At 52.7% G+C, this 20,644-nt stretch carries 17 protein-coding genes; 11 read left to right on the top strand and 6 right to left on the bottom strand.

Annotated features, from left to right (window positions below; translation table 11 throughout):
* Positions 1-107: 107 nt before the first annotated feature.
* The 4 genes from AB6B37_RS00725 to AB6B37_RS00740 all read left to right on the top strand — a co-directional run bounded on the left by AB6B37_RS00725 (position 108) and on the right by AB6B37_RS00740 (position 5,537).
* Positions 108-1,796: a 4Fe-4S dicluster domain-containing protein gene (locus AB6B37_RS00725; RefSeq protein ID WP_371396975.1), complete on the top strand. Its 1,689-nt coding sequence runs from the start codon at positions 108-110 to the stop codon at positions 1,794-1,796.
* A 67-nt stretch (positions 1,797-1,863) separates the two neighbouring features.
* Positions 1,864-3,588 carry a tetratricopeptide repeat protein gene (locus AB6B37_RS00730; protein ID WP_371396976.1) on the top strand — a complete coding sequence of 575 codons (1,725 nt, stop codon included), beginning with the start codon at positions 1,864-1,866 and terminating at the stop codon, positions 3,586-3,588.
* 9 nt (positions 3,589-3,597) lie between these two features.
* Positions 3,598-4,494 (top strand): 4-(cytidine 5'-diphospho)-2-C-methyl-D-erythritol kinase, encoded by an 897-nt coding sequence (locus AB6B37_RS00735; RefSeq protein ID WP_371396977.1) that lies wholly within the window; start codon positions 3,598-3,600, stop codon positions 4,492-4,494.
* The gene (locus tag AB6B37_RS00740; RefSeq protein WP_371396978.1) at positions 4,494-5,537 is read left to right on the top strand and encodes a glycosyltransferase family 4 protein; all 1,044 of its coding nucleotides are present in this window, start codon (positions 4,494-4,496) and stop codon (positions 5,535-5,537) included. The genes AB6B37_RS00735 and AB6B37_RS00740 overlap by 1 nt, the downstream gene beginning before the upstream one ends.
* Here AB6B37_RS00740 and AB6B37_RS00745 read toward each other — a convergent pair.
* Positions 5,530-6,546 carry a polyprenyl synthetase family protein gene (locus tag AB6B37_RS00745; RefSeq protein WP_371396979.1) on the bottom strand — a complete coding sequence of 339 codons (1,017 nt, stop codon included), beginning with the start codon at positions 6,544-6,546 and terminating at the stop codon, positions 5,530-5,532. The genes AB6B37_RS00740 and AB6B37_RS00745 overlap by 8 nt on opposite strands.
* A gap of 96 nt (positions 6,547-6,642) precedes the next feature.
* Between AB6B37_RS00745 and AB6B37_RS00750 the strand changes: the two genes are divergently transcribed.
* The 6 genes from AB6B37_RS00750 (at position 6,643) to AB6B37_RS00775 (ending at position 14,675) form a co-directional block, all read left to right on the top strand.
* Positions 6,643-6,870, top strand: coding sequence for a DUF2007 domain-containing protein (locus tag AB6B37_RS00750; protein ID WP_371396980.1), 228 nt, complete (start codon positions 6,643-6,645; stop codon positions 6,868-6,870).
* Between the two features lie 81 nt (positions 6,871-6,951).
* A complete protein-coding gene (locus AB6B37_RS00755; protein ID WP_371396981.1) occupies positions 6,952-7,902 on the top strand; it encodes a glycine--tRNA ligase subunit alpha in 951 nt (316 codons plus the stop codon).
* 2 nt (positions 7,903-7,904) lie between these two features.
* The gene (glyS, locus tag AB6B37_RS00760; RefSeq protein WP_371396982.1) at positions 7,905-10,154 is read left to right on the top strand and encodes a glycine--tRNA ligase subunit beta; all 2,250 of its coding nucleotides are present in this window, start codon (positions 7,905-7,907) and stop codon (positions 10,152-10,154) included.
* A 52-nt stretch (positions 10,155-10,206) separates the two neighbouring features.
* Positions 10,207-12,885, top strand: a complete 2,679-nt coding sequence (gene ppdK, locus AB6B37_RS00765) for a pyruvate, phosphate dikinase (RefSeq protein WP_371396983.1) — start codon at positions 10,207-10,209, stop codon at positions 12,883-12,885.
* A 161-nt stretch (positions 12,886-13,046) separates the two neighbouring features.
* Positions 13,047-13,790, top strand: coding sequence for a cell wall hydrolase (locus AB6B37_RS00770; RefSeq protein ID WP_371396984.1), 744 nt, complete (start codon positions 13,047-13,049; stop codon positions 13,788-13,790).
* Positions 13,791-13,871: 81 nt separating this feature from the next.
* Entirely contained in the window at positions 13,872-14,675 is an 804-nt protein-coding gene (locus AB6B37_RS00775; protein WP_371396985.1) for a hypothetical protein, read from the top strand.
* A gap of 4 nt (positions 14,676-14,679) precedes the next feature.
* Here AB6B37_RS00775 and nadC read toward each other — a convergent pair whose 3' ends face one another.
* Both nadC and AB6B37_RS00785 read right to left on the bottom strand, forming a co-directional pair.
* Positions 14,680-15,543, bottom strand: coding sequence for a carboxylating nicotinate-nucleotide diphosphorylase (nadC, locus tag AB6B37_RS00780; protein WP_371396986.1), 864 nt, complete (start codon positions 15,541-15,543; stop codon positions 14,680-14,682).
* A 25-nt stretch (positions 15,544-15,568) separates the two neighbouring features.
* On the bottom strand, positions 15,569-17,095 hold the full coding sequence (locus AB6B37_RS00785) for an L-aspartate oxidase (RefSeq protein WP_371396987.1): 1,527 nt from the start codon (positions 17,093-17,095) through the stop codon (positions 15,569-15,571).
* A gap of 166 nt (positions 17,096-17,261) precedes the next feature.
* Between AB6B37_RS00785 and AB6B37_RS00790 the strand changes: the two genes are divergently transcribed.
* Positions 17,262-18,131, top strand: coding sequence for a hypothetical protein (locus AB6B37_RS00790; protein ID WP_371396988.1), 870 nt, complete (start codon positions 17,262-17,264; stop codon positions 18,129-18,131).
* A gap of 43 nt (positions 18,132-18,174) precedes the next feature.
* On the opposite strand, the gene AB6B37_RS00795 is transcribed toward AB6B37_RS00790, so the two are convergent.
* The 3 genes from AB6B37_RS00795 to AB6B37_RS00805 form a co-directional block, all read right to left on the bottom strand.
* On the bottom strand, positions 18,175-18,531 hold the full coding sequence (locus AB6B37_RS00795; RefSeq protein WP_371396989.1) for a cupin domain-containing protein: 357 nt from the start codon (positions 18,529-18,531) through the stop codon (positions 18,175-18,177).
* Between the two features lie 88 nt (positions 18,532-18,619).
* Positions 18,620-19,792: a quinolinate synthase NadA gene (gene nadA / locus AB6B37_RS00800; RefSeq protein WP_371396990.1), complete on the bottom strand. Its 1,173-nt coding sequence runs from the start codon at positions 19,790-19,792 to the stop codon at positions 18,620-18,622.
* 106 nt (positions 19,793-19,898) lie between these two features.
* Positions 19,899-20,495 carry an HD family hydrolase gene (locus tag AB6B37_RS00805; protein ID WP_371396991.1) on the bottom strand — a complete coding sequence of 199 codons (597 nt, stop codon included), beginning with the start codon at positions 20,493-20,495 and terminating at the stop codon, positions 19,899-19,901.
* Positions 20,496-20,644 lie beyond the last annotated feature (149 nt).

The following is a 20,644-nucleotide window of genomic DNA, read 5'->3' on the forward strand; positions in this document are numbered from 1 at the left end:
CAATGTGATTAAGTTTTAGGCCATTATGCGACCAAGCGGCGCTTTACCGCGCGGCTTCCTTACGCTAATCCAATACGAAATATATCTGATGAAAGCGAGTCCTACTCATGGCCGATACTGGATTAAATGGTGCACAAGACGCGGTAGAACGCGAAAGCATGGAATATGATGTTGTTATCGTGGGCGCTGGCCCTGCGGGTCTATCCGCAGCTATTCGCCTTAAGCAACTTGGCGGCGACGATATCAGCGTCGTCGTCTTGGAAAAAGGATCCGAGGTTGGCGCGCATATCCTCTCTGGCGCTGTGCTCGACCCAATTGGTTTGAATATGCTTATCCCGGATTGGAAAGACAAAGGCGCACCCGTTAAAACCGAAGTGACCTCGGATAAACTGTTGCTGCTCGGGCCAAGTGGGACGCTGCGGGTGCCCAATATGGTTATGCCGCCATTGATGCATAATCACGGAAATTATATTGTCTCTATGGCGAATGTTTGTCGCTGGCTGGCTGAACAGGCCGAAAGCCTTGGCGTCGAGGTTTTCCCGGGTATGTCATGCTCTGATCTGGTTTATGACGACAGCGGCGCGCTTAAAGGTGTGGTCGCCGGTGAATTTGGTTATAATAAAGACGGGTCTAAAGGCGAAAATTACGAGCCCGGTATGGAGCTTCACGGAAAATATGTGTTTCTATCCGAAGGCGCGCGCGGGTCGCTGTCCAAGAAAGTCATGGCGAAATTTGATCTAGAGGCGCATTGCCAGCCGCAAAAATTTGGCCTTGGCATGAAAGAGGTTTGGGATATTGACCCTGACAAACACGATGAAGGCGCGGTTGTGCATACGGCGGGCTGGCCCCTGGGTTGGAAAGCGGGCGGCGGGTCGTTCCTCTATCACGCGGAAAACAACCAAGTGTTCCTCGGCTATATCGTCGATTTGAATTATAAAAATCCGCACATGTATCCTTACGCAGAATTTCAGCGCTGGAAACATCATCCCGAAATCAGTGAGCTTTTAGAAGGCGGCAAACGCGTAGCGTATGGTGCTCGTGTTGTTACCAAAGGTGGCTATCAGTCTATTCCGCAAGTCGCGTTCCCGGGCGGTGCGCTGCTTGGCTGTTCAGCCGGGCTTGTGAACTTGCCGCGTATTAAAGGCAATCATAACGCCATGCTATCTGGCATTGCGGCGGCAGACGCCGCCCATGCCGCGTTAAAAGATGGTCGTGCCAATGATACACTGGCCGATTACGAGCATGAGCTTCGCAACGGCCCTGTGGGACAAGACCTAAAACCTGTGCGCAATGTTGCGCCGCTAAACGCGCGCTTTGGCCCGCTCATGGGCGGTATGATGCTGGGCGGTCCTGACATGTGGGCTGCGACAATCGCGAAATTTAATCTGTTTGGGACGTTGGGTCATAAAAAAGACGATGCCCAATCAACAGAAAAAGCGTCAAAGCACAAAGTCATTGATTACCCCAAACCCGACGGCGTCATCAGCTTTGACCGCTTAACCAATGTGTCATTTACCGCGACGAACCATTCAGAAGATCAGCCGAGCCATCTAAAGCTAAAAGATGCCTCTGTGCCGATTGATGTTAATTTACCCATGTTTGATGAACCCGCGCAGCGTTATTGCCCAGCAGGGGTGTATGAGGTTTTGCGTGATGATGACGGGTCAAACCCGCGTTTTAATATCAATGCGCAAAACTGTATTCATTGCAAAACATGTGATCTAAAAGACCCCAGCAAGAATATTGTTTGGACGGTTCCAGAAGGTGGCGGCGGGCCGAATTATCCGAACATGTAGTTGCGCGTCCTTCTACGCAGCACAATAATAGGCCTGACCCACAGGTCGCTTCATCGGAATAGGCTCTATGTCGGATTATCATGTTTCAAAATTGGCCAAGCTGGCGTGTCTATCGCTTAGCGCGCTTGCTGTTGCCGCTTGCGCTACGCCGAGCCAGAATTACGCGACAACGCTGACACCCGAGGGTAAATTATTTGGGGATTATCTGGCGGGCACATATGCGCGCTACTTGTCCGATGCGCCTGCACAGTCCAAATATTTTGGACAGGCTTTTGCGCAGAAACCAACAGATTTACGCTTGGGCCGGCGGGCTGTAGTGGCTGCGATTTCTGCGGGTGATTTTGATAAGGCTGAAACAATCGCCTCGCAGATGACTGCGACAGGGGAGAAAGAAGCACTGGCTGAAACAGTGCTGGGTGCAAAAGCGCTGCGCGCGCAAGACTATACCAAAGCGTTGAGCTATTTTGAGCAGCCTACGGCTGATTTGACCATGTCTATCATGATGAAAATCATGGCTGGTTGGGCGCATCACGGGCTAGACGATAATAACGCGGCGCGAGAGGTTTTCAAATCGCTGCCGGGTGGGTCCTATTTTGACCGTTTCGGATTGCTGCAACTCGCAAGGTTAGAGACGACCCTCGGGAATTATGCCGCTGCACGTGAAGCGCTGGCTCTGATTGAGGCGCAAAGGGCCGACGCTGTAGATCTGGAATTTCGCCTAACCCGCGCAGAGATTGATGCGCTGGACGGAAAAGCGCAAGATGCTTTGAAATCCCTGCAAGATTATTCTGACGATAACGGCACCTTTGAAACGGGCCCTGTACCCGCCTTGATTGCCGCCTTAGAGGCGGGCGAGGCTCCATTTGCAGCTTTGAGCCCTAAAGACCATGTTGCCCGCGCGCTGACAGAGGTGGCTTACGGATTCTTTGCCGCTAATCGCTCTTATGATAATACAGAATTATTTCTCTACATGGCGCTGTCCCAAGACCCTAATTATGACAAAGGACAATTATGGTTGGCTGATATTTTGGCGGCCTTTGACCGTGATGCAGATGCTCTGGCTTATTATGATGGCATTCCAACACGCTCGCCCTATTTCGTGCAAGCGCAAATGGCGAAGGGCTATTCTTTTTTGCGAGATGACAGAGACGATGAGGCGTTGGCGACGTTTAAGCGTCTAAATGATGTCGCGCCCAGCGTCATTACCCGTGACGCTTTGGGTCGTATTTATCTCTCTAAAGAAAATTATGATGCGGCCCTGCCAATTTATGAAGCGCTGGTCGCGAGCCTCTCAGATCATGAATTAGCCCAAGACCCGTCGTCGCTGTATTTGCGGGGCGTATGTTATGAACGGTTAGATATGTGGGAGAAGGCGGTAGCGGATTTCCAGCGTGTGCTGTCTTATAAACCTGATGATGCCGATACGCTGAATTATCTAGGCTATACATGGGTCGACCGCGGTGAAAATTTGACCGAGGCGTTCACCATGATCCGCCGCGCCGTTGCGCTGGAACCGAGCAGCGGTGCCATTGTCGATAGTCTTGGCTGGGCACATTATAAATTAGGGCAATACGCCGAGGCCAAAGAGCAGCTTGAATTGGCCGTGACGCTTTCGCCAAGCAGTGCAACGATTATCGACCATTTGGGTGATGTCTATTATAAATTGGGCCGCAAAACAGAGGCGCGTTATCAATGGGAACGTGCCCTAGAATTTGACCCCACGGATAAAGAGATAGAGACTATTAATCAAAAGCTGCAAGGCGGGCTCGGCGCTGTGCAAGCTGCGCCGTAAGGGCGCGAAATGTCCGTCCCTATTGCAAAAATCTCTACTGAAACCGCTAGAGCGAAGATTAATCTAACGCTGCATATTGGCCGCGTGATTGGCGACCCTTCTGATCCGTATTATGGTTATCATCCGCTTGATAGTCTTGTCGTCTTTGCTGATGTTGGCGACCGCTTGCGGTCGGAGGTATCTGATGTGACGTCGCTGCATATCGACGGGCCGTTCGGAGCAGGCCTAGAAGCGGATGAGCGTAACCTCATTTTAAAAGCCTATAAAGCTGTGGCGTTAAAGGCTGATATTCCGCCGCTTAAATTTACGCTGACCAAGGTCTTGCCTGTCGCGTCTGGCATAGGGGGCGGCAGTGCGGATGCCGCCGCCGCTTTGCGCATTTTAATGCGTCATGCAGAGCTATCGGCTGATGAATGGCAGGTTATTGCGCTGTCACTCGGGGCTGATGTGCCTGTGTGCGTGATGTCCAGCACGGCCCATATGAGCGGGATTGGTGGAGATTTACACGGCTTAACGGGTCTTGGATCGCTTCAGGCTGTCCTCGTCAATCCCGGTGTTGCAGTTTCCACGGGCGCGGTATTCAAGGCGTTTGATACAGGTCATCCAGCCTGGGGTGAGGTGCGCGAAACACCGCGCCCGCAATTAAGCAGAGGCGATTTACTAGCCCGTGCCAAAGACGGACGCAATGATTTGCAGCCCCCTGCGACCGCTCAGCAGCCGCTTATTCAAACGGTATTAGAGGCCTTGTCGAGGCAAGAGGGGTGCGCGCTTTCACGCATGTCAGGCTCTGGCGCGACGTGTTTTGGGCTTTTTTCAAATGCCGAAATGGCCAAAGCTGCGGCGAATGCGATTGCTGAAAACCACCCGGATTGGTGGGTCGTCCCAACAGTTTTGGGTGAAGGGTAATGGACGGTCTTGGGTCGTTTGTTTTATTGATTTTTCCATCGCTTGTGGCGGGGTTCACGGCCACTATTATCGCGCTGAATATGGGGCTAACTGATGTCTCCAACGCTCGGTCAAGCCATAGCGGCACAGCTTTAACGTCGGGCGGCGTTTCAATTGTTGCCGCCTTTGTCGCCATGATGGGCGTGCAATATTTTATGGGGCCGCGCGGTGTGTTCACGCCGTCTTATATCGGTTTGATTGTGCTGACGCTGGCGATTGCAGCGCTGGGGCTTTACGACGATCTAAAAGGCGCGCGGTCACGGCCAAAGCTAGTCTTTATGGTCGTGGTTGCTATCTGCGCCAGCGTGTTTCTTGGCCCGATAAAGAGCTTTATTTTACCGTTATTGGGGGTTGTGACGCTGCCTTACATCGTCGGTCTTGCGGTCAGTGTTTTGTGGATTGTTGTGGTCATGAATGCGGTGAATTTTATTGATGGGGCCAATGGTATGTTGGTGGGCACGATGAGCGTCGCCGCGATTGGGCTTCTTATCCTGACAGGCGGCTTTACCAACTCAGCAACCTATTGGGCTTTGGCGTTGCTGTTGGGACTAATTTGTTTTGCACCGTTTAATCTACGCCACAAAGCGGTGATATTTGCAGGGGATGTCGGGGCCTTAACAGCGGGTTTCATCATTGCCATCAGTAGTCTTTGGATCATGCAAAACCTGCAAAATGTGAATATAGTTTTCATCATGCCGCTACTGATATTACCGATCTTAATCGATGTTTTTATGACCTTGATACGGCGCGCGCGAGCGGGTGAAAATCTGATGCAGGCACATAACCAGCATTTATTCCAACGCCAAATACAAGCGGGAGCTAGCCATTTGCGGGTGAGCTTCGGCTATGCGCTCGCAAGCACACTCACAACCGCTGTTGCTATTTTAGGAATCTATCAAGCGTGGCCGACATTCGAAATTTTTGTCATTGCTGTGGTCAACGGGGTAATCATTTACATCCCGCTTTACCGCCGTGCCATGGCCGCAATCAGCCGCGCTAGCTGATCCGTTCGACTACGTAATCAGCGAGGTCTTGTAGCGTATTGCGCCATTCATTATCTGGGAAAATCGACAAAGCATCGCGCGCGTCAGCCGCAAATTCACGCGCCATATCAAATGTACTGTCGAGCGCGCCTGCTTTGCGGATAAGGGACACGGCCTTTTCAAAGTCCAAATCGCGTTGGTCGTGGTCAACAATCACCCGTTTCCAAAACGCTTTGTCCGTGTCATTGGCGCTGTGATAGGCGCGAATAACGGGCAGTGTTACCTTACCTTCGCGGAAATCATCGCCTACAGATTTACCAAGCGCGGATTCAAATCCGCCGTAATCCAGCGCGTCATCGACCAGTTGGAACGCAAGCCCCAGTTTCAGGCCGTAATCGCGAAGTGCTACGCGCTCTGCCTCTGGGCGCCCAGCGATGACAGGCGCGACCTCGGTCGCCGCCGCAAAAAGCGCTGCCGTCTTGGCGCGAATGACCTGCATATAGGCCTCTTCCGTCATCAGAATATCGCGCAGTGCAGCGAGTTGCTGCACTTCCCCCTCGGCAATGACAGAAGACGCGTTCGATAATATACCCAGCGCGTCCATATTGCCCGTTTCAACCATTAGGTTAAAGGCGCGTGCAAAAAGGAAGTCACCAACCAGAATTGACGCGCTATTGCCCCAAATAAGATTGGCGGGTTTTTTGCCCCGCCGCAGTGCGCTTTCGTCCACCACATCGTCATGCAGCAGTGTGGCCGAATGTATAAATTCAACAGCCGCCGCGAGCTTATGTGCGTTTTGCCCGTCATCCCCGCATAATTGCGCGCAAGAAACAGTCAGCAAGGGCCGCAAGCGCTTGCCACCCGCGCCGACCAAATGCTGCGCTAGATTAGGGATTAAGCCCACCGGGCTTTGCATACGGTCTAATATAATTGTATCGACCGCCGCCATAGGCTCCGCCGCCATTGCCCACAGGCGTTCTGCTGGGGAAATGGTCTTGTCTTTGCTTGATATTTTCGCGGGTGCGTTCACAACTGTCCTTCAGGTTAATATATAAACTACGCCTCTTATGGCGAAGCGGCAAGACCTTATCACGGTTACAAAGTCGCATGAAGAAAGATAATTCGCATGAAGACCATTCTTAAAACCACAAATCCCGCAACGCTGAGCTTTGCCGAAGCGGTGCTTAAATCCGAAGATATTCCCTGTTTTATCATGGATCAGCATATGAGTGCGGTCGAAGGGTCTATTGGGATTATTCCGCGCCGCATTATGGTGGTCTCTGAAGATGTTGATGACGCGCGCAAGGCGCTCGCCGATAACGGCTTAAAAGACGAGATTTACTGGAAAGACTAGCGCAGTTTTGACCCATATTATAACTTGAGTTTTGCGCCGCGCGGATTAGGTTGCGCGAGACTTAACACGCTGGACATCATCATGGCCAAAACCGAGCCCAAAACGCTTTCTTTCCAAGACCTTATCCTCACACTGCAAAGCTATTGGGCGAAACATGGCTGCACAATATTGCAGCCGTTTGATACCGAAGTTGGCGCGGGCACACTCCACCCCGCAACTGTGCTGCGCTCTTTGGGGCCAAAGGATTGGAATGTCGCCTATGTGCAACCGTCTCGCCGTCCGGCCGATGGGCGTTACGGGGACAACCCCAACCGCTTACAGCATTATTATCAGTTTCAAGTCATCATGAAACCGAACCCGAAAAACTTGCAGGACCTTTATCTCGGCTCGCTTGATGCCATTGGGATTGACATGGACTTGCACGATATTCGCTTTGTCGAAGATGACTGGGAAAATCCAACGGTTGGCGCTTGGGGCCTCGGCTGGGAAGTCTGGTGCGACGGGATGGAAGTTAGCCAATATACTTATTTCCAACAAGTTGGCGGTCTGGATGTGTCGCCCGTCTCTGGCGAACTGACCTACGGGCTAGAACGTCTGGCCATGTATGTGCAGGGCGTGGATAATGTCTATGATTTGGTATTCACAGATGCCACGGATAACACACCCGAGGTGCTTTACGGGGATGTGTTCCACCAAAACGAAGTGCAGCAAAGCACTTATAATTTTGAGCATTCCAATACTGAATACACGCTTGATAAGTTCATCAAGGCCGAAGCAGAATGCAAAGCGCTACTCGCGCTCGACCCGCCGCTACCGCTGCCCGCTTATGAACATGCGCTCAAGGCCTCACATCTGTTTAACCTGCTGGATGCGCGCGGGGTTGTCTCTCCGACCCAGCGTCAAGAATATATCAAACGCGTGCGCGACCTTGCCAAAGGCTGCGCGGAGAAACATGTGCAGATTGAAGCCGCGATGATAGAGGCGGGCCAAGACCGTCCGTGGCAAAATGCGTCCGTGAAAGTGGGGAGCTAGTCATGGCCGAGCTTTTATTTGAAATACTCTGCGAAGAAATCCCGGCCCGTATGCAGGACAAAGCGGGTCGTGATTTGACCACTTTGATGACGGACGGGCTAACGGCAGCTGGGTTGACCGTGGACAAAGTGCAGAGCTTCACCGGGCCGCGCAGACTTGTCTATGTCGCCGATGTGCCGCTGCGTAGTCCTGACGTATCTGAAGAACGCAAAGGCCCCCGTGTGGGTTCGCCCGAACAGGCGCTGGCGGGATTTATGCGCGGCGCGGGGCTGTCCGATATTTCAGAGGCGCAAATAAAATCGGACCCGAAAAAGGGTGAATTTTACGTTGCTGTTATTGAAAAATCCGGCGCAGACACATCTGCCATTCTGGGCGATTTAATTCCTGACATTATGAATAATTTCCCCTGGCCCAAATCGATGAAATCGGGACGGACCAGCTTTCGTTGGGTGCGGCCTTTGCAGTCTATGATTTGCTTGCTCGACGGGGCCGTCGTGCCTGTCACGGTCGGCGGCGTGGAGAGCGGCAATGTCACCCATGGTCACCGCCGCATGGGGCCGGGGCCGTTCACCGTCACGGGGCTATCCAATTACAGCGCGCAGTTAGAACGCGACGGCCATGTTGTGCTATCCGCCGCCCACCGCAAAGACACAATTTTGACTGACGCGCGAAAGGCCTGCGCGGATAAAGGCTTGGAACTGGTCGAGGACGCAGGGTTACTATCCGAAGTCGCTGGGCTGGTCGAATGGCCTGTTGTTATTTTGGGCGATATGGACCCCAGCTTTTTAGAGCTGCCCGGTGAAGTGATACGCCTGTCTATGCGAACGCACCAAAAATATTTCGCCGTGAAAGACCCCAAGACGGGCGCGCTTGCCCCGCATTTTATCGTGGTGGCTAATCAAGACGCACCCGATGGCGGCAAAGCCATTGCAGAGGGTAATTCGCGGGTATTGTCTGCGCGTCTAGCGGATGCCAAGTTTTTCCAAAGTGAAGACGCGAAGAAAAAGCTGATTGATTATTACGATAAGCTCGACACGGTTGTGTTTCATAAATGGCTCGGTTCTATAGGGCAAAAGTCAATACGTGTCGCGGCACTTGCACGTGAGCTTGCACCTGTATTGGGTGCAAATCCTGACGCATGTGAGTATGCCGCAATGTTGGCTAAATGTGATCTGGTTACCAATATGGTGGTGGAGTTTACTTCCCTCCAAGGCCAGATAGGCGCCAATATGTATAGGGCCGAAGGTGGCGATAAAGATATCGCGCTCGCTATAGAGGAACAGTATAAACCTCAAGGGTCATCCGACTCAGTTCCAACAAACTCCGTCGCGGTCGTAATAGCGCTGGCCGATAAACTCGACACGCTCGTAGGATTTTGGACCATTAATGAGAAGCCCACAGGTAGTAAAGATCCCTTCGCGCTTCGCCGAGCAGCACTAGGTGTTGTGCGGATTTTGCTTGAGAATGAGGTGCGATTGAATGTCGCCTCTGCGGGGTGGGCTTCATACAAGGAATTGATTTTCCAGAGAAACAATACGCCAGAAGAGTTTTTTACGACTAATGATATTAGGAAAGACTCCTATCCATTGTGGGATAAATTTGACATGGAGGGTGGTATTTTTATTCCCAACCAAGACTTTGATATTGATAGTGTTGTTGTTGACTTGCAGCATCGTCACTTTAAGAAAGAAACCGTCGGTATTTGGCCATCCTTCAGAGAGGTTTCAGCCGACCTCCTTACCTTCATCCTAGACCGCCTGCGCGGTGACCTGCGCGATAAGGGCTTCCGTCACGATATTATCGATGCGGCTTTCGCGACTGGTGGTGATGACCTTGTCGCTATCACCAACCGCGTTTCGGCGCTGCAAGATTTCTTATTGTCCGAATCAGGGACAGATTTGCTGGCGGGTTACAAACGCGCGTCCAATATTTTAAAGGCCGAAGCGAAAAAAGGCGAGCTGCCGAGCGGTGAAATTTTGGGCGGTGTTGAGGCCCTCACCAACCCCCTTGCGCGCGAATTGGAACAGGCATTATCGAAAGCGCGCATCGACATTGAGAGCGCGTTAGCCACAGAGTCCTATGACACCGCCATGACAGCCTTGTCAGCGTTACGTGTTCCAATTGACGCATTTTTTGACGACGTGATGGTGGTTGATGATGACCCGAACATTCGGGCAAACAACCTTAGACTCCTTGGCATGATACGTGATACGGCAGCCCAAATTGCTGATTTTGACCAGATTGATGGCTAAAATTAGAGGGTTTAATTGACGTCCGTGTGGGGCCAAAAATAGGGACCGTGAAATGACACAATGGGTTTATAATTTCGGTGGCGGTACTGCCGAAGGCAATACAACAATGAAAAACTTGCTGGGGGGCAAGGGTGCCAACCTCGCGGAAATGGCCTCACTCGGCTTGCCTGTCCCGCCCGGTTTCACCATGACGACAGAGGTCTGCACGACCTATTACGATAACGGCGAAGTCTACCCCGACGGTCTTGATGATGATGTCGCCAAAGGTATTGCACATATTGAAACGCTTACAGGCAAAGCCTTTGGTGATCCGAAAAACCCACTTTTGGTATCTGTGCGCTCTGGCGCGCGGGCCTCTATGCCCGGCATGATGGATACGGTGCTGAACCTTGGCCTGAATGACGACACAGCCGAGGGCCTTGCGAAACTGTCTGGTGACCGTCGTTTTGCGCTCGATAGCTACCGCCGTTTTATCACCATGTATTCCGATGTTGTGATGGGCGTTCACCACCACACATTCGAAGACATTTTGGACGAATATAAAGACAATCAAGGCTTGATGCTGGACACGGATATCACCCCCGATGGCTGGGCGGAAATTATTGGCCTGTATAAGGATGCCGTGCGCGACGCGCTGGGCCGCGATTTTCCGCAAGACCCGCGCGAGCAGTTACAAGGCGCGATTGACGCTGTGTTTGGCTCTTGGATGAATGACCGCGCCGTGGTCTACCGCCGCTTAAACGACATTCCCGCCGCATGGGGCACAGCCGTGAATGTGCAAGCCATGGTCTTTGGTAATATGGGCGATACATCGGCGACGGGCGTCGCTTTTACCCGCGATCCAAGCACGGGCGAAAACACCTATTACGGCGAGTTTTTGATCAACGCCCAAGGCGAAGACGTTGTGGCGGGCATCCGCACACCGCAGACGCTGACCAAAGTCGCGCGCGAAAATATGGGTGATAATGAACCCTCCATGGAAGAAGCCATGCCAGAGGTTTACGGGCAACTGGCCGCGACATTTGCCAAATTGGAATCCCATTACCGCGACATGCAAGACATTGAATTTACCGTCGAGCAAGGCAAGCTCTGGATGCTGCAAACGCGCACGGGTAAACGCACAGCGCGTGCGGCGCTTAAAATCGCCGTGGATATGGCCGAGGCTGGGCAGATTACGAAATCAGAAGCCCTGATGCGCATTGAACCGCTATCGCTGGATCAACTGTTGCATCCGACGCTCGATGCTGACGCGCCGCGTGATTTGATTGCCATGGGCCTGCCCGCATCACCGGGTGCCGCCATTGGCGAAGTGGTCTTTGATAGTGACAAAGCAGAGCTGCGCGCCAAAGCGGGGCACAAAGTTATTTTGGTGCGGACCGAAACCTCACCCGAAGATATTCACGGCATGCACGCCGCCGAAGCCATTGTGACGGCCCGCGGCGGTATGACATCGCACGCCGCCGTCGTGGCGCGCGGCATGGGCCGTCCTTGTGTGTCCGGCGCAGGGTCTATCCGTATCGACGAAGCGGCGGGGCAAATGTCCATCACGGGCCGCATCGTCAAAGAAGGGGACATCGTCACGGTGGACGGCGCAACGGGACAAGTGTTCGCGGGCGAAGTGGATATGGTGCAGCCTGAACTGTCTGGTGATTTTTCAAAAGTCATGGCCTGGGCGGATGAGCTTCGGACGATGAGTATCCGCACCAATGCCGAAACACCTCTGGACGTGCAAACCGCGCGCGATTTCGGCGCCGAGGGTATTGGGCTGTGCCGCACTGAACATATGTTCTTTGAAGCCGACCGTTTGGGATATTTCCGCGAAATGATTCTCGCGCAGGACAAAGCAGGGCGCGAAGCGGCGCTGGCTAAAATCCTACCTGTGCAGCGCGCAGACTTCGCCGCGATTTTCCGAATCATGGCGGATGAGACGAAAAGCTTGCCCTGCACGATTCGCTTGCTTGACCCGCCCCTGCACGAATTTCTGCCCCATTCAGAAGACGATATCCGCAAAGTCGCAGAAACCATTGGTGTGCCCGCAAGCGAAATGATGGCGCGGTCGCGCGAGTTGGCGGAAAGCAATCCAATGCTGGGCCATCGGGGCTGCCGCCTTGGGATTTCCTATCCTGAAATTTACGAAATGCAGGCGCGCGCGATTTTTGAAGCTCAAATTGAGGTGGAAAATGAGACAGGCGTCATGCCCATCGCTGAAGTGATGATACCGCTGGTTTCATCGGCCAAAGAGCTGGAAATCTTGAAAAAAGCGATTGAAGGTGTCGCCGAGGATATCGCCTCCAAGGGGGTCGCGCCTGAATATATCATTGGTACAATGATAGAATTGCCCCGCGCCGCCCTGCGCGCTGGGGATATCGCCCATCACGCCGAATTTTTCAGCTTTGGCACGAATGATTTGACCCAGACCACATTTGGCCTCTCGCGCGATGATGCGGGACGGTTCCTGCCAGATTATGTCGCCCAAGGCATTGTTGAAAAAGACCCCTTTGTGACGCTTGACCAAGACGGCGTGGGGGATTTGATACAAATTGCTGTTGAACGCGGTAAAGCCACACGTCCTGATATCAAGCTTGGGATTTGCGGCGAACATGGCGGCGATCCGGCCTCTATCGTCTTCTGTCACAATGCGGGGTTGAATTACGTCTCTTGCTCCCCATATCGTGTCCCAATCGCGCGATTATCCGCTGCCCAAGCCGCCATTATGGCGTCTGAAGGCTAATATCGGGTCTTTACACGATTGACGCATATTAAGGCTCGGTTAACCATAAGCACCGAGTTTGTGACAGATTCGTCACAGTGCGCATGTTATTTGCACTGTGATACGGCCCAGGGCTGGAAAATTAGGTTGAATACCTAATCGCTGGGCAGTAGGAGGCGCGCATGACGTCGATTAAGACTATATTAACGGGCTGGACCGTGACTTTGGGTGTGTTGGGCATGGCGGCTGTCGCTATTCCGGCTATCGCTGCTAAGGCCGAAGCGCAACGCGCAGATGCCCATTGGGAAAACCGCGCTCAGGCTCTGTCTAGTGATATGGCAGAGGATACGGGCGCGTTGCCAAAGCGTCTTGCTGAGACCTTCCTAGACCCAGAAACAACAGATCCCATTTTTCGCGATTTAGCGTTAAATGACGACCTCACGGGTCGGGCATTGGTGAATTACAAACGCTCCAAATCCGTTATGGCGCAGCACCGCTGCTTGTCAGAAGCCATTTATTACGAAGCTCGCTCTGAGAAGCTCGCGGGGCAAAAAGCGGTGGCAGAAGTGGTGTTTAACCGCCGTAAGTCAAAACATTACCCCAATACGCTTTGCGGTGTGGTCTATGAAGGGGCCGAACGCACAACGGGTTGCCAATTTAGCTTTACCTGTGACGGCTCTACGGCAAAAGAACCAAAGGGAAAAACGTGGGAGCGCGCACAACGCGTCGCGACCCTCGCCATTACCAACGGGTTTAATCCCGTGACTGACCGCGCTACACATTATCATACGCATAACGTAAATCCGCCGTGGTCCGATACACTCAAGATGACCAAAACAATTGGTAGCCATAAGTTTTACCGCTTTCGTTGGCGTGAACGCGCTGTACCAGGCGCTAGCACTGTGGCCGTTGCGCCGCCAATCTAGCAGGGCGACCCACCGCCGATAGACGGGTCACGTTTTCGGCTTCATTGACACGGACTTATATTTACGCCTCTTGTTAAGGCTATGGGCCGTTACTTCTTTCTCGCACTTTTGTTTTGTGGCTTATCTGTGCCTCACTTGGCCTATGCGGGCGCATGGACATTGCCAAAGGGCGATGGGCAACTCATTTCTACTGTTGTCTATTCAAACGCTGCGCGCGCTTTTGATGCAGACCGGGGGGCAGGGGCGGTCGTTGATTTTCTTAAGACTGAGCAAAGCGTTTATCTGGAACACGGCTTAACGTCGCGCGCGACAGTGGTCGCTAGCGGGGCGCTACAAGATATTAGTTATATCGCGCGTGACGGGCGACAACAATATTCTGGCCTTGGGACGAGCCGCATTGGCTTGCGCTACGGGCTTAAACCTCGGGGGGCATGGGTTCTATCTGTTCAGCCCAGTGTTGTGATACCAGCGGGCGGCGAGTCTGTGCCTGACGCAGATTTGGGGCGTGGTGGTCTGGGCGGGGAACTTCGTATGCTTGCCGGGCGCAATATCAAGGTCCTAGGGCATGACGGCTTTATCGACATACAAACCGCCTTTGATTACCGCAGCGGCGATGCGCCTGAACAGGTGATGATAGACGGCACATTAGGTGCGGATATCACGCCAAAACTGCAAATCCTCGGTCAAGCGTTTGCGCAATATACGACATCTGGGCAGTTCGGGGCTGATCAAGTTTTAGAGAACGATAGCGTGCGTCTGCAAGGCTCGATTGTTTGGCGCTATAGCGAAACATCATCCCTGCAACTCGGCGCGTTTCAAACGGTGATAGGCCGCAATACAGTGCGCCAACAAGGGGTGTCGCTTGGTGTTTGGCAGCGGTTTTAGGCCGTTATTTCGCGTCCATGCCGATGTCAAAGTTTGGTGCGCTATGGGTCAGCGCCCCAATTGAAATCACGTCAATTCCAGACTCTGCAAGGCCGCGAACTGTCTGCAAATTAACCCCGCCAGAGGCCTCCAAGACAGGCCGGTGTCCCGCAAATGTATCTACAATCGCCACCGCTTTTTTCAGCTTAGCAGCGTCCATATTATCGAGCAAAATCACATCAGGCGTAAACTTTAGCACGGTCTTAAGCTGGGCGAGTGTGTCCACCTCGACGCTGACGCGGGTCATGTGATCGGCTTTTTTGCGGATCGTTTTTAGCGCCTTTGTGACACCGCCCGCCAGTGCAATATGGTTGTCTTTGACCATAATGGCGGCAGATAGGCTTTCTCGGTGCGTATAGCCTCCGCCCGCAAGGACGGCTTGTTTCTCAACCGCGCGTAGTCCGGGTGTCGTCTTACGGGTTGCGGCAATCCGCACATTTGTGCCCTTCACAAGGCGCACATAATCCGCCGTTAATGTCGCAATGCCAGACATACGGCCGAGAAAATTAAGGGCGACTCGCTCCGCCGATAGAAGCGACCGCGCAGGGCCGCTGACTGTGGCGATTAACGTGCCCTTAGACAGCTTATCGCCGTCTTGTTTCTTGGCGGTGAATTTTACGGCATTATCAACAAGGGCATAGGTCATTTGCGCGGCTTGCATACCGGCCAGAACGCCGCTCTCGCGCGAGCGGATATAGAGCGTGGCTTTGGCGCTTTCAGGCACCAAAAGGTTCGCTGTTAAATCACCGCTATTGCCAAAATCCTCATCCAAAGCACGGCGCACCATGGGGTCTATGACGGTCGGGGGAAGGGGCGGAAGTTTGCTCATAATTCAAGGCTCGTAAAATAAAGCTTTAATCCAGCATATCATAGGTCAGATAGCTGCTGATGGCGGTGTGTTTTGTTTTTGGGAAATCATCACGGAAATGACCGCCGCGCGATTCTTCGCGGGCCAGCGCCGCTGATGCAATCATACGCGACGCGATAAGCGGGTTGGCGCGGCCGACACGTTCAATCAAGGCGTCAATTAATTCGATTAAGGTGTTAAGCTTCACGGCGTTGCGACGGACTCCGCAATTGGCTGTCATCGCGTTTCGTAAGGTCTGGCTGACATCCGCGCCCATCGATAGCCAGGGCTGCACGCGAATGGTACCAGCACGTTTCTCAGAAAACGTATTGCCCAAAATATAATCCGCAGCTCGTCCGCCAAAGACTACGGCTTCTAGCAATGAATTACTGGCCAATCGGTTGGCGCCGTGGACGCCCGTGGCTGAACATTCACCTAGTGCAAATAGACCGTCAAGATTTGTCTGCCCGAAGCTATCTGTCGCCAGCCCGCCCATATGGTAATGGACCGCGGGCGCGACGGGGATAAGACCGATACGGGGATCAATCCCTGCGCTCATACAACTGTCAAATACCGTTGGAAAATCTTCTGGGAAATGGCTTCCCACCGCCTCGCGGCAATCCAGATAAGGCGTACGACCAGACTCAATCTCGGCAAATATTGCGCGGGCCACATCATCACGCGGGGCCAGCTCGCCCTGGGCGTGATAGCGCGGCATAAAGCGCACGCCGTCGGAATTTACCAATGTCGCCCCGTGACCCCGTAGAGCTTCCGTCGCCAGTGGTGCAGGGTCGCGGCCAATATCAATGGCTGTGGGGTGAAATTGAACAAATTCCATATCGCGCATTTTCGCGCCAACAACAGCGGCCATACCCAGCGCGTCACCGCGCGCGGTGCGTGGGTTTGTGGTAACAGCAAATAATCCGCCCACGCCGCCTGTGGCCATAATGGTGATGTCGGCTTCGATACCCAGTAAAGTACCCTCATCATTACGGGCCAAAGCGCCTGCAACAGCGCCGTTATTATCAGTCAGCAAGCTTTCGGCCCGCCATCCAATCAGGCCTGTGACATGGTCAGATTTTTGCACGCGTTTGACCATGACATTGATAATTTCGCGTCCCGCCGTGTCGCCCTTGACCCGCGCCACACGGGGCAAGCTATGGGCAGCCTCTAATGACAGATAAAGCTCGCCTTTGTCGTTACGGTCAAAGGGCACACCCAGCGCATCAAGGTCATGGACGCGTGCCGCGCCCTCGGATGCCAAAATGTAGGCGATATCGGGATCGACAAGGCCGTCGCCTGCTGCAATCGTGTCGTGGGCGTGGCTATCGGGGCTATCATCCGCTGACAGGGCTGCGGCGATACCGCCTTGCGCCCAAGCGCTAGCCGAGCCTTCTTTGGAGCGGCGCGACGTAAGGACAAAGACCTGCCGCGGTGCAAGCTTTAACGCCGTATATAAGCCTGCCAAACCCGCGCCAATGACGAGCACAGCACCTGCGGGCAATCGTTTTGTTTCTAAGTCGCCAAGCGCCATAGGCGGTGATTAAACAATCGTGCCCAATTTGACCAGCGATAAAAGCAAATCTGGGGCTTATACTGGCCGTTTTGAAACAGGGTGTGATGTCGCATGCGCAAAAAATACTGGAAATTGTATAATTTTAAAGACTATGGTAACCTTAGCATACTGGAGGGATAATATTATGACAATGAACACGAAACAGAGCTTTGTGAAAATCGCGCTTGTGAGCGCGGGTTTGGCACTTATGGCGACACCGGCCCAAGCCGCAGATTACCAAATTAACGTAAGAAGCTGCCCCAATGCAAAGGGTAGCGTAACAATTGAACCTGCCAATGCCATGGCGTGGGACAGTGTTAAGAGTAACAATCCGACTGAAGTTATGAATTCGATGGTCTCACAGTCCAATTGTTTCACTAATGGTAATTCTGGCATGCGTTATATCTTGCGCTACGGGCCTTTAACACAGGCGGAATTTGCAGCTGGCCCGTCGTCCTTTTCAGGACGCAGCGTCTTAGAGCCCGCCCCAGCAGTTCAGGGTGGTATCCCGCAAGCGGGCGGTGGTATTCCGCAATCCGGGGGCGGTATTCCACAAGCGTCTAACGGGTCATCCCAAGGCGGTGGTTTCAGCCTTGGCTCTGTCGATCAAATGCTAGGCACCGCACAACAGGTTGAGCGCGGCGCCAATAGTGCAGAATATTACGCTAAAAATGTTGGCAATGGTTATAATGACATCGGTGATGTCCGGGGTGGTCTTCGCAGTGTCGATGGAGTGATGAATACATTGGGTGGTCTGGGCGGACTGATGGGGTCGTCCAACAAGGCGCCTAAAGACCGCTATGCTTATGTCGAGGTGGTTAACAGTGCGGGACAAGTCCTCGCGCGTGGTTTTGGCCATAATGCACGCGCGGATTTAAGCTTTGCGAGTTTCTCTGGTGCGAAGTCTTTCGCGAAAAATAAAAAGTCGCGTCGTCAGGGCGGCGCTCTCTATAATGCCTTTAACGACGCGCAAAACCGTATCATGTCACCCAGCTTTGGTGTGCCCATTCAGTAAAACGTCTTAGACGTTATATAATATTGAAATGAGAAAGGCTGGATCATATCCAGTCTTTTTTTGCGGGTGGGTGGTCGCTATCGCCAGAGTTTGGTGCGCCTGTAGGCTCTATTAACAGAACTTTGGCTTCATGCTCTGCTCTTGGGCGGTGAACAATACCTTTGGGCACAATGACCATTTCGCCAGGACCAAAGGATACACTCTCGGCTCCCTCGTAATCCATCGTGACATGGCCGTCTATGACCAGAAAGAAATCATCGCTATCGTCATGTTTGTGAAAAGGAAATTCGCCTTGGAATTTCACGACCATGATGTCGTTATCATTATAGGTTGCGATAACCTTGGGATCCCAATGGCTATTAAAGCGTGATAATTTTTCGGTGAGATTTATTTTTTGCATTTAACTATCCCGAGCGGCGCACAAATATGGGCTCAGGGTGCACCTATTTACGGCCCTTCTCGGTGAATTTCGCTTTGCGGAATTCACCTTAAATCACAGTCACATCAACCTCTGGCAGGTCGGGGTTAAAGTGCCCTTTGACAGGGTCGAATTTAACGTTGATCATATCCATCACGGCCTTATAGGCGCGCTTTCGCACGTCCTCCGGTACCAAGACTTCATTGCTCTCATTCAAAAGGCATTCATAGATGTTTTCTAGCGTGATGCGTTTCATATGCGGGCATAGGTTACAGGGGCGCACGAAATCCACGGTTGGGTTTTCCATGGCGACATTATCTGACATGGAACACTCGGTCAGAAGGATTACGTTTTTGGGTGACTTATCCGATACATAATCAGACATGGCCTTGGTCGAGCCTGTGAAGTCAGACTCCGCCACCACTTCGGGCGGACATTCGGGATGGGCCAGCACAACAACACCGGGGTGGGCCTCTCGCATATCGCGTACATCTTGGGCGGAAAACCTCGCATGCACCTCGCAGCGGCCATGCCATGCGATGACCTCTATCTTGGTTTGCTTAGCGACATTTTTGGCCAGAAACTCATCGGGAAGCATGATAACTTTATCCACGCCCCATTCCGCGCAAATATGCTCGACAATGGCGACGGCATTGGATGATGTGCAGCAAATATCGGACTCAGCCTTCACATCGGCTGATGTGTTGACATAGGTCACCACGGGAATACCCGGATAGCGTTGTTTAATTAATTTAATATCTTCGCCTGAAATTGAAGACGCGAGAGAGCACCCCGCGCGCATGGACGGGATAAAGACGCGCTTATCAGGACAGAGAATTTTGGACGTTTCAGCCATGAAATGTACGCCGCCTTGGATAATCATTTCGGCGTCTGTCTTTGTCGCCTCAATCGCAAGGCCAAGGCTGTCACCCGTATAGTCTCCAACAAGACCAAAGATATCGGGCGTCATATAATTATGGGCGAGGATAACGGCGTTCTTTTGCTTTTTTAGCGTGTTAATCGCGTGCACGAGCGGCGCATAGGCGGGCCATTCAAATTCGGGAATAAAGTCTGCAACCTCTTTATAAAGATGATCTGTCGCGGCCTTGACGGCGTCATCATAAACAAGGCCTTTGGGCATACTGTCCAGATCATTGCCAGGCACAGCGCAGACGCCATTTTCAACCTCAAGCGTTTGGCCGATCCAGCGTCCATTTTCCCAGTTGATTAATTCCTTACCCATCTGCGGTTCCTCCATAGTGTTACTTACACTATATAGGAAGGAAACGCACCCAGCGCCAATGGTTTAGTGAAATGATGCAGCCGTCTGCCCCTCGGCTGGACGAGCCTTAGGTGAGGGACGAGTTCAATAAGTCAAAGCGGTCAAGGAAGGCTTTTTCGGCTGCTACGACGGACAAAGGATTAATCGCCACGTCAATATCTCGGGGCGGTGTTATGAAAAACTGGTCAGCTTCGACGGGGTCAAAGCCTGCGATTTGTGTTGCCTCAAACCACGCGCAGTAAAGATCGCATTGTTTGATTTTCTTCTTAAGGCTCGGCGGCATTTTGGGCGGCAGGCCGAAACGGATGTGAATGGCCTCTTCTAACCGCGCCTCAAAGGCTTTATAATCTAGTCCCAGCGCTGTTTTAAACGGCGAAATCATATCGCCAATAACATATTCCGCCGCATCGTGCAGTAGCGCGGTTAATTGCTCAGACGGGGTGCATCGCGGGTTTAAGGTTGTGAATAAATGCTCGACGACAACGCTATGCTCGGCCACAGAAAAAGCATGGTCGCCAGAGGTCTGCCCGTTCCACCGCGCGACACGCGCGAGGCCGCGCGCAATATCTTCAATCTCGACATCAAAAGGCGACGGGTCAAGAAGGTCAAGACGACGCCCTGATAACATGCGTTGCCATGCGCGGCTGGGAGGGGATTTGGCCATTACAGCGCAAAGCCTTTGCCAATGTCCTTATAAGTCACAAAAACAAAAACAGAGAGCATTATCAGCAGGGCTATTACGACAATCAAAATCACGCGCAATATTTTTGATTTACGCGTCAGATAAAAAAGACCCGCTATAAACGCCAATAC

It is taken from the genome of Fretibacter rubidus (genome assembly GCF_041429785.1).
GTDB classification, from domain to species: domain Bacteria; phylum Pseudomonadota; class Alphaproteobacteria; order Caulobacterales; family Maricaulaceae; genus Fretibacter; species Fretibacter rubidus.

What these genes read in the sequence shown, in the direction of transcription:
- nadA (WP_371396990.1), bottom strand. Translation starts at nt 19,792, where the DNA reads ATGGGTAAGGAATTAATCAACTGGGAAAATGGACGCTGGATCGGCCAA.
- AB6B37_RS00730 (WP_371396976.1), top strand. Translation starts at nt 1,864, where the DNA reads ATGTCGGATTATCATGTTTCAAAATTGGCCAAGCTGGCGTGTCTATCG.
- AB6B37_RS00775 (WP_371396985.1), top strand. Translation starts at nt 13,872, where the DNA reads ATGGGCCGTTACTTCTTTCTCGCACTTTTGTTTTGTGGCTTATCTGTG.
- AB6B37_RS00770 (WP_371396984.1), top strand. Translation starts at nt 13,047, where the DNA reads ATGACGTCGATTAAGACTATATTAACGGGCTGGACCGTGACTTTGGGT.
- AB6B37_RS00805 (WP_371396991.1), bottom strand. Translation starts at nt 20,495, where the DNA reads ATGGCCAAATCCCCTCCCAGCCGCGCATGGCAACGCATGTTATCAGGG.
- nadC (WP_371396986.1), bottom strand. Translation starts at nt 15,543, where the DNA reads ATGAGCAAACTTCCGCCCCTTCCCCCGACCGTCATAGACCCCATGGTG.
- AB6B37_RS00740 (WP_371396978.1), top strand. Translation starts at nt 4,494, where the DNA reads ATGGACGGTCTTGGGTCGTTTGTTTTATTGATTTTTCCATCGCTTGTG.
- ppdK (WP_371396983.1), top strand. Translation starts at nt 10,207, where the DNA reads ATGACACAATGGGTTTATAATTTCGGTGGCGGTACTGCCGAAGGCAAT.
- AB6B37_RS00785 (WP_371396987.1), bottom strand. Translation starts at nt 17,095, where the DNA reads ATGGCGCTTGGCGACTTAGAAACAAAACGATTGCCCGCAGGTGCTGTG.
- AB6B37_RS00795 (WP_371396989.1), bottom strand. Translation starts at nt 18,531, where the DNA reads ATGCAAAAAATAAATCTCACCGAAAAATTATCACGCTTTAATAGCCAT.
- AB6B37_RS00750 (WP_371396980.1), top strand. Translation starts at nt 6,643, where the DNA reads ATGAAGACCATTCTTAAAACCACAAATCCCGCAACGCTGAGCTTTGCC.
- glyS (WP_371396982.1), top strand. Translation starts at nt 7,905, where the DNA reads ATGGCCGAGCTTTTATTTGAAATACTCTGCGAAGAAATCCCGGCCCGT.
- AB6B37_RS00725 (WP_371396975.1), top strand. Translation starts at nt 108, where the DNA reads ATGGCCGATACTGGATTAAATGGTGCACAAGACGCGGTAGAACGCGAA.
- AB6B37_RS00755 (WP_371396981.1), top strand. Translation starts at nt 6,952, where the DNA reads ATGGCCAAAACCGAGCCCAAAACGCTTTCTTTCCAAGACCTTATCCTC.
- AB6B37_RS00790 (WP_371396988.1), top strand. Translation starts at nt 17,262, where the DNA reads ATGACAATGAACACGAAACAGAGCTTTGTGAAAATCGCGCTTGTGAGC.
- AB6B37_RS00735 (WP_371396977.1), top strand. Translation starts at nt 3,598, where the DNA reads ATGTCCGTCCCTATTGCAAAAATCTCTACTGAAACCGCTAGAGCGAAG.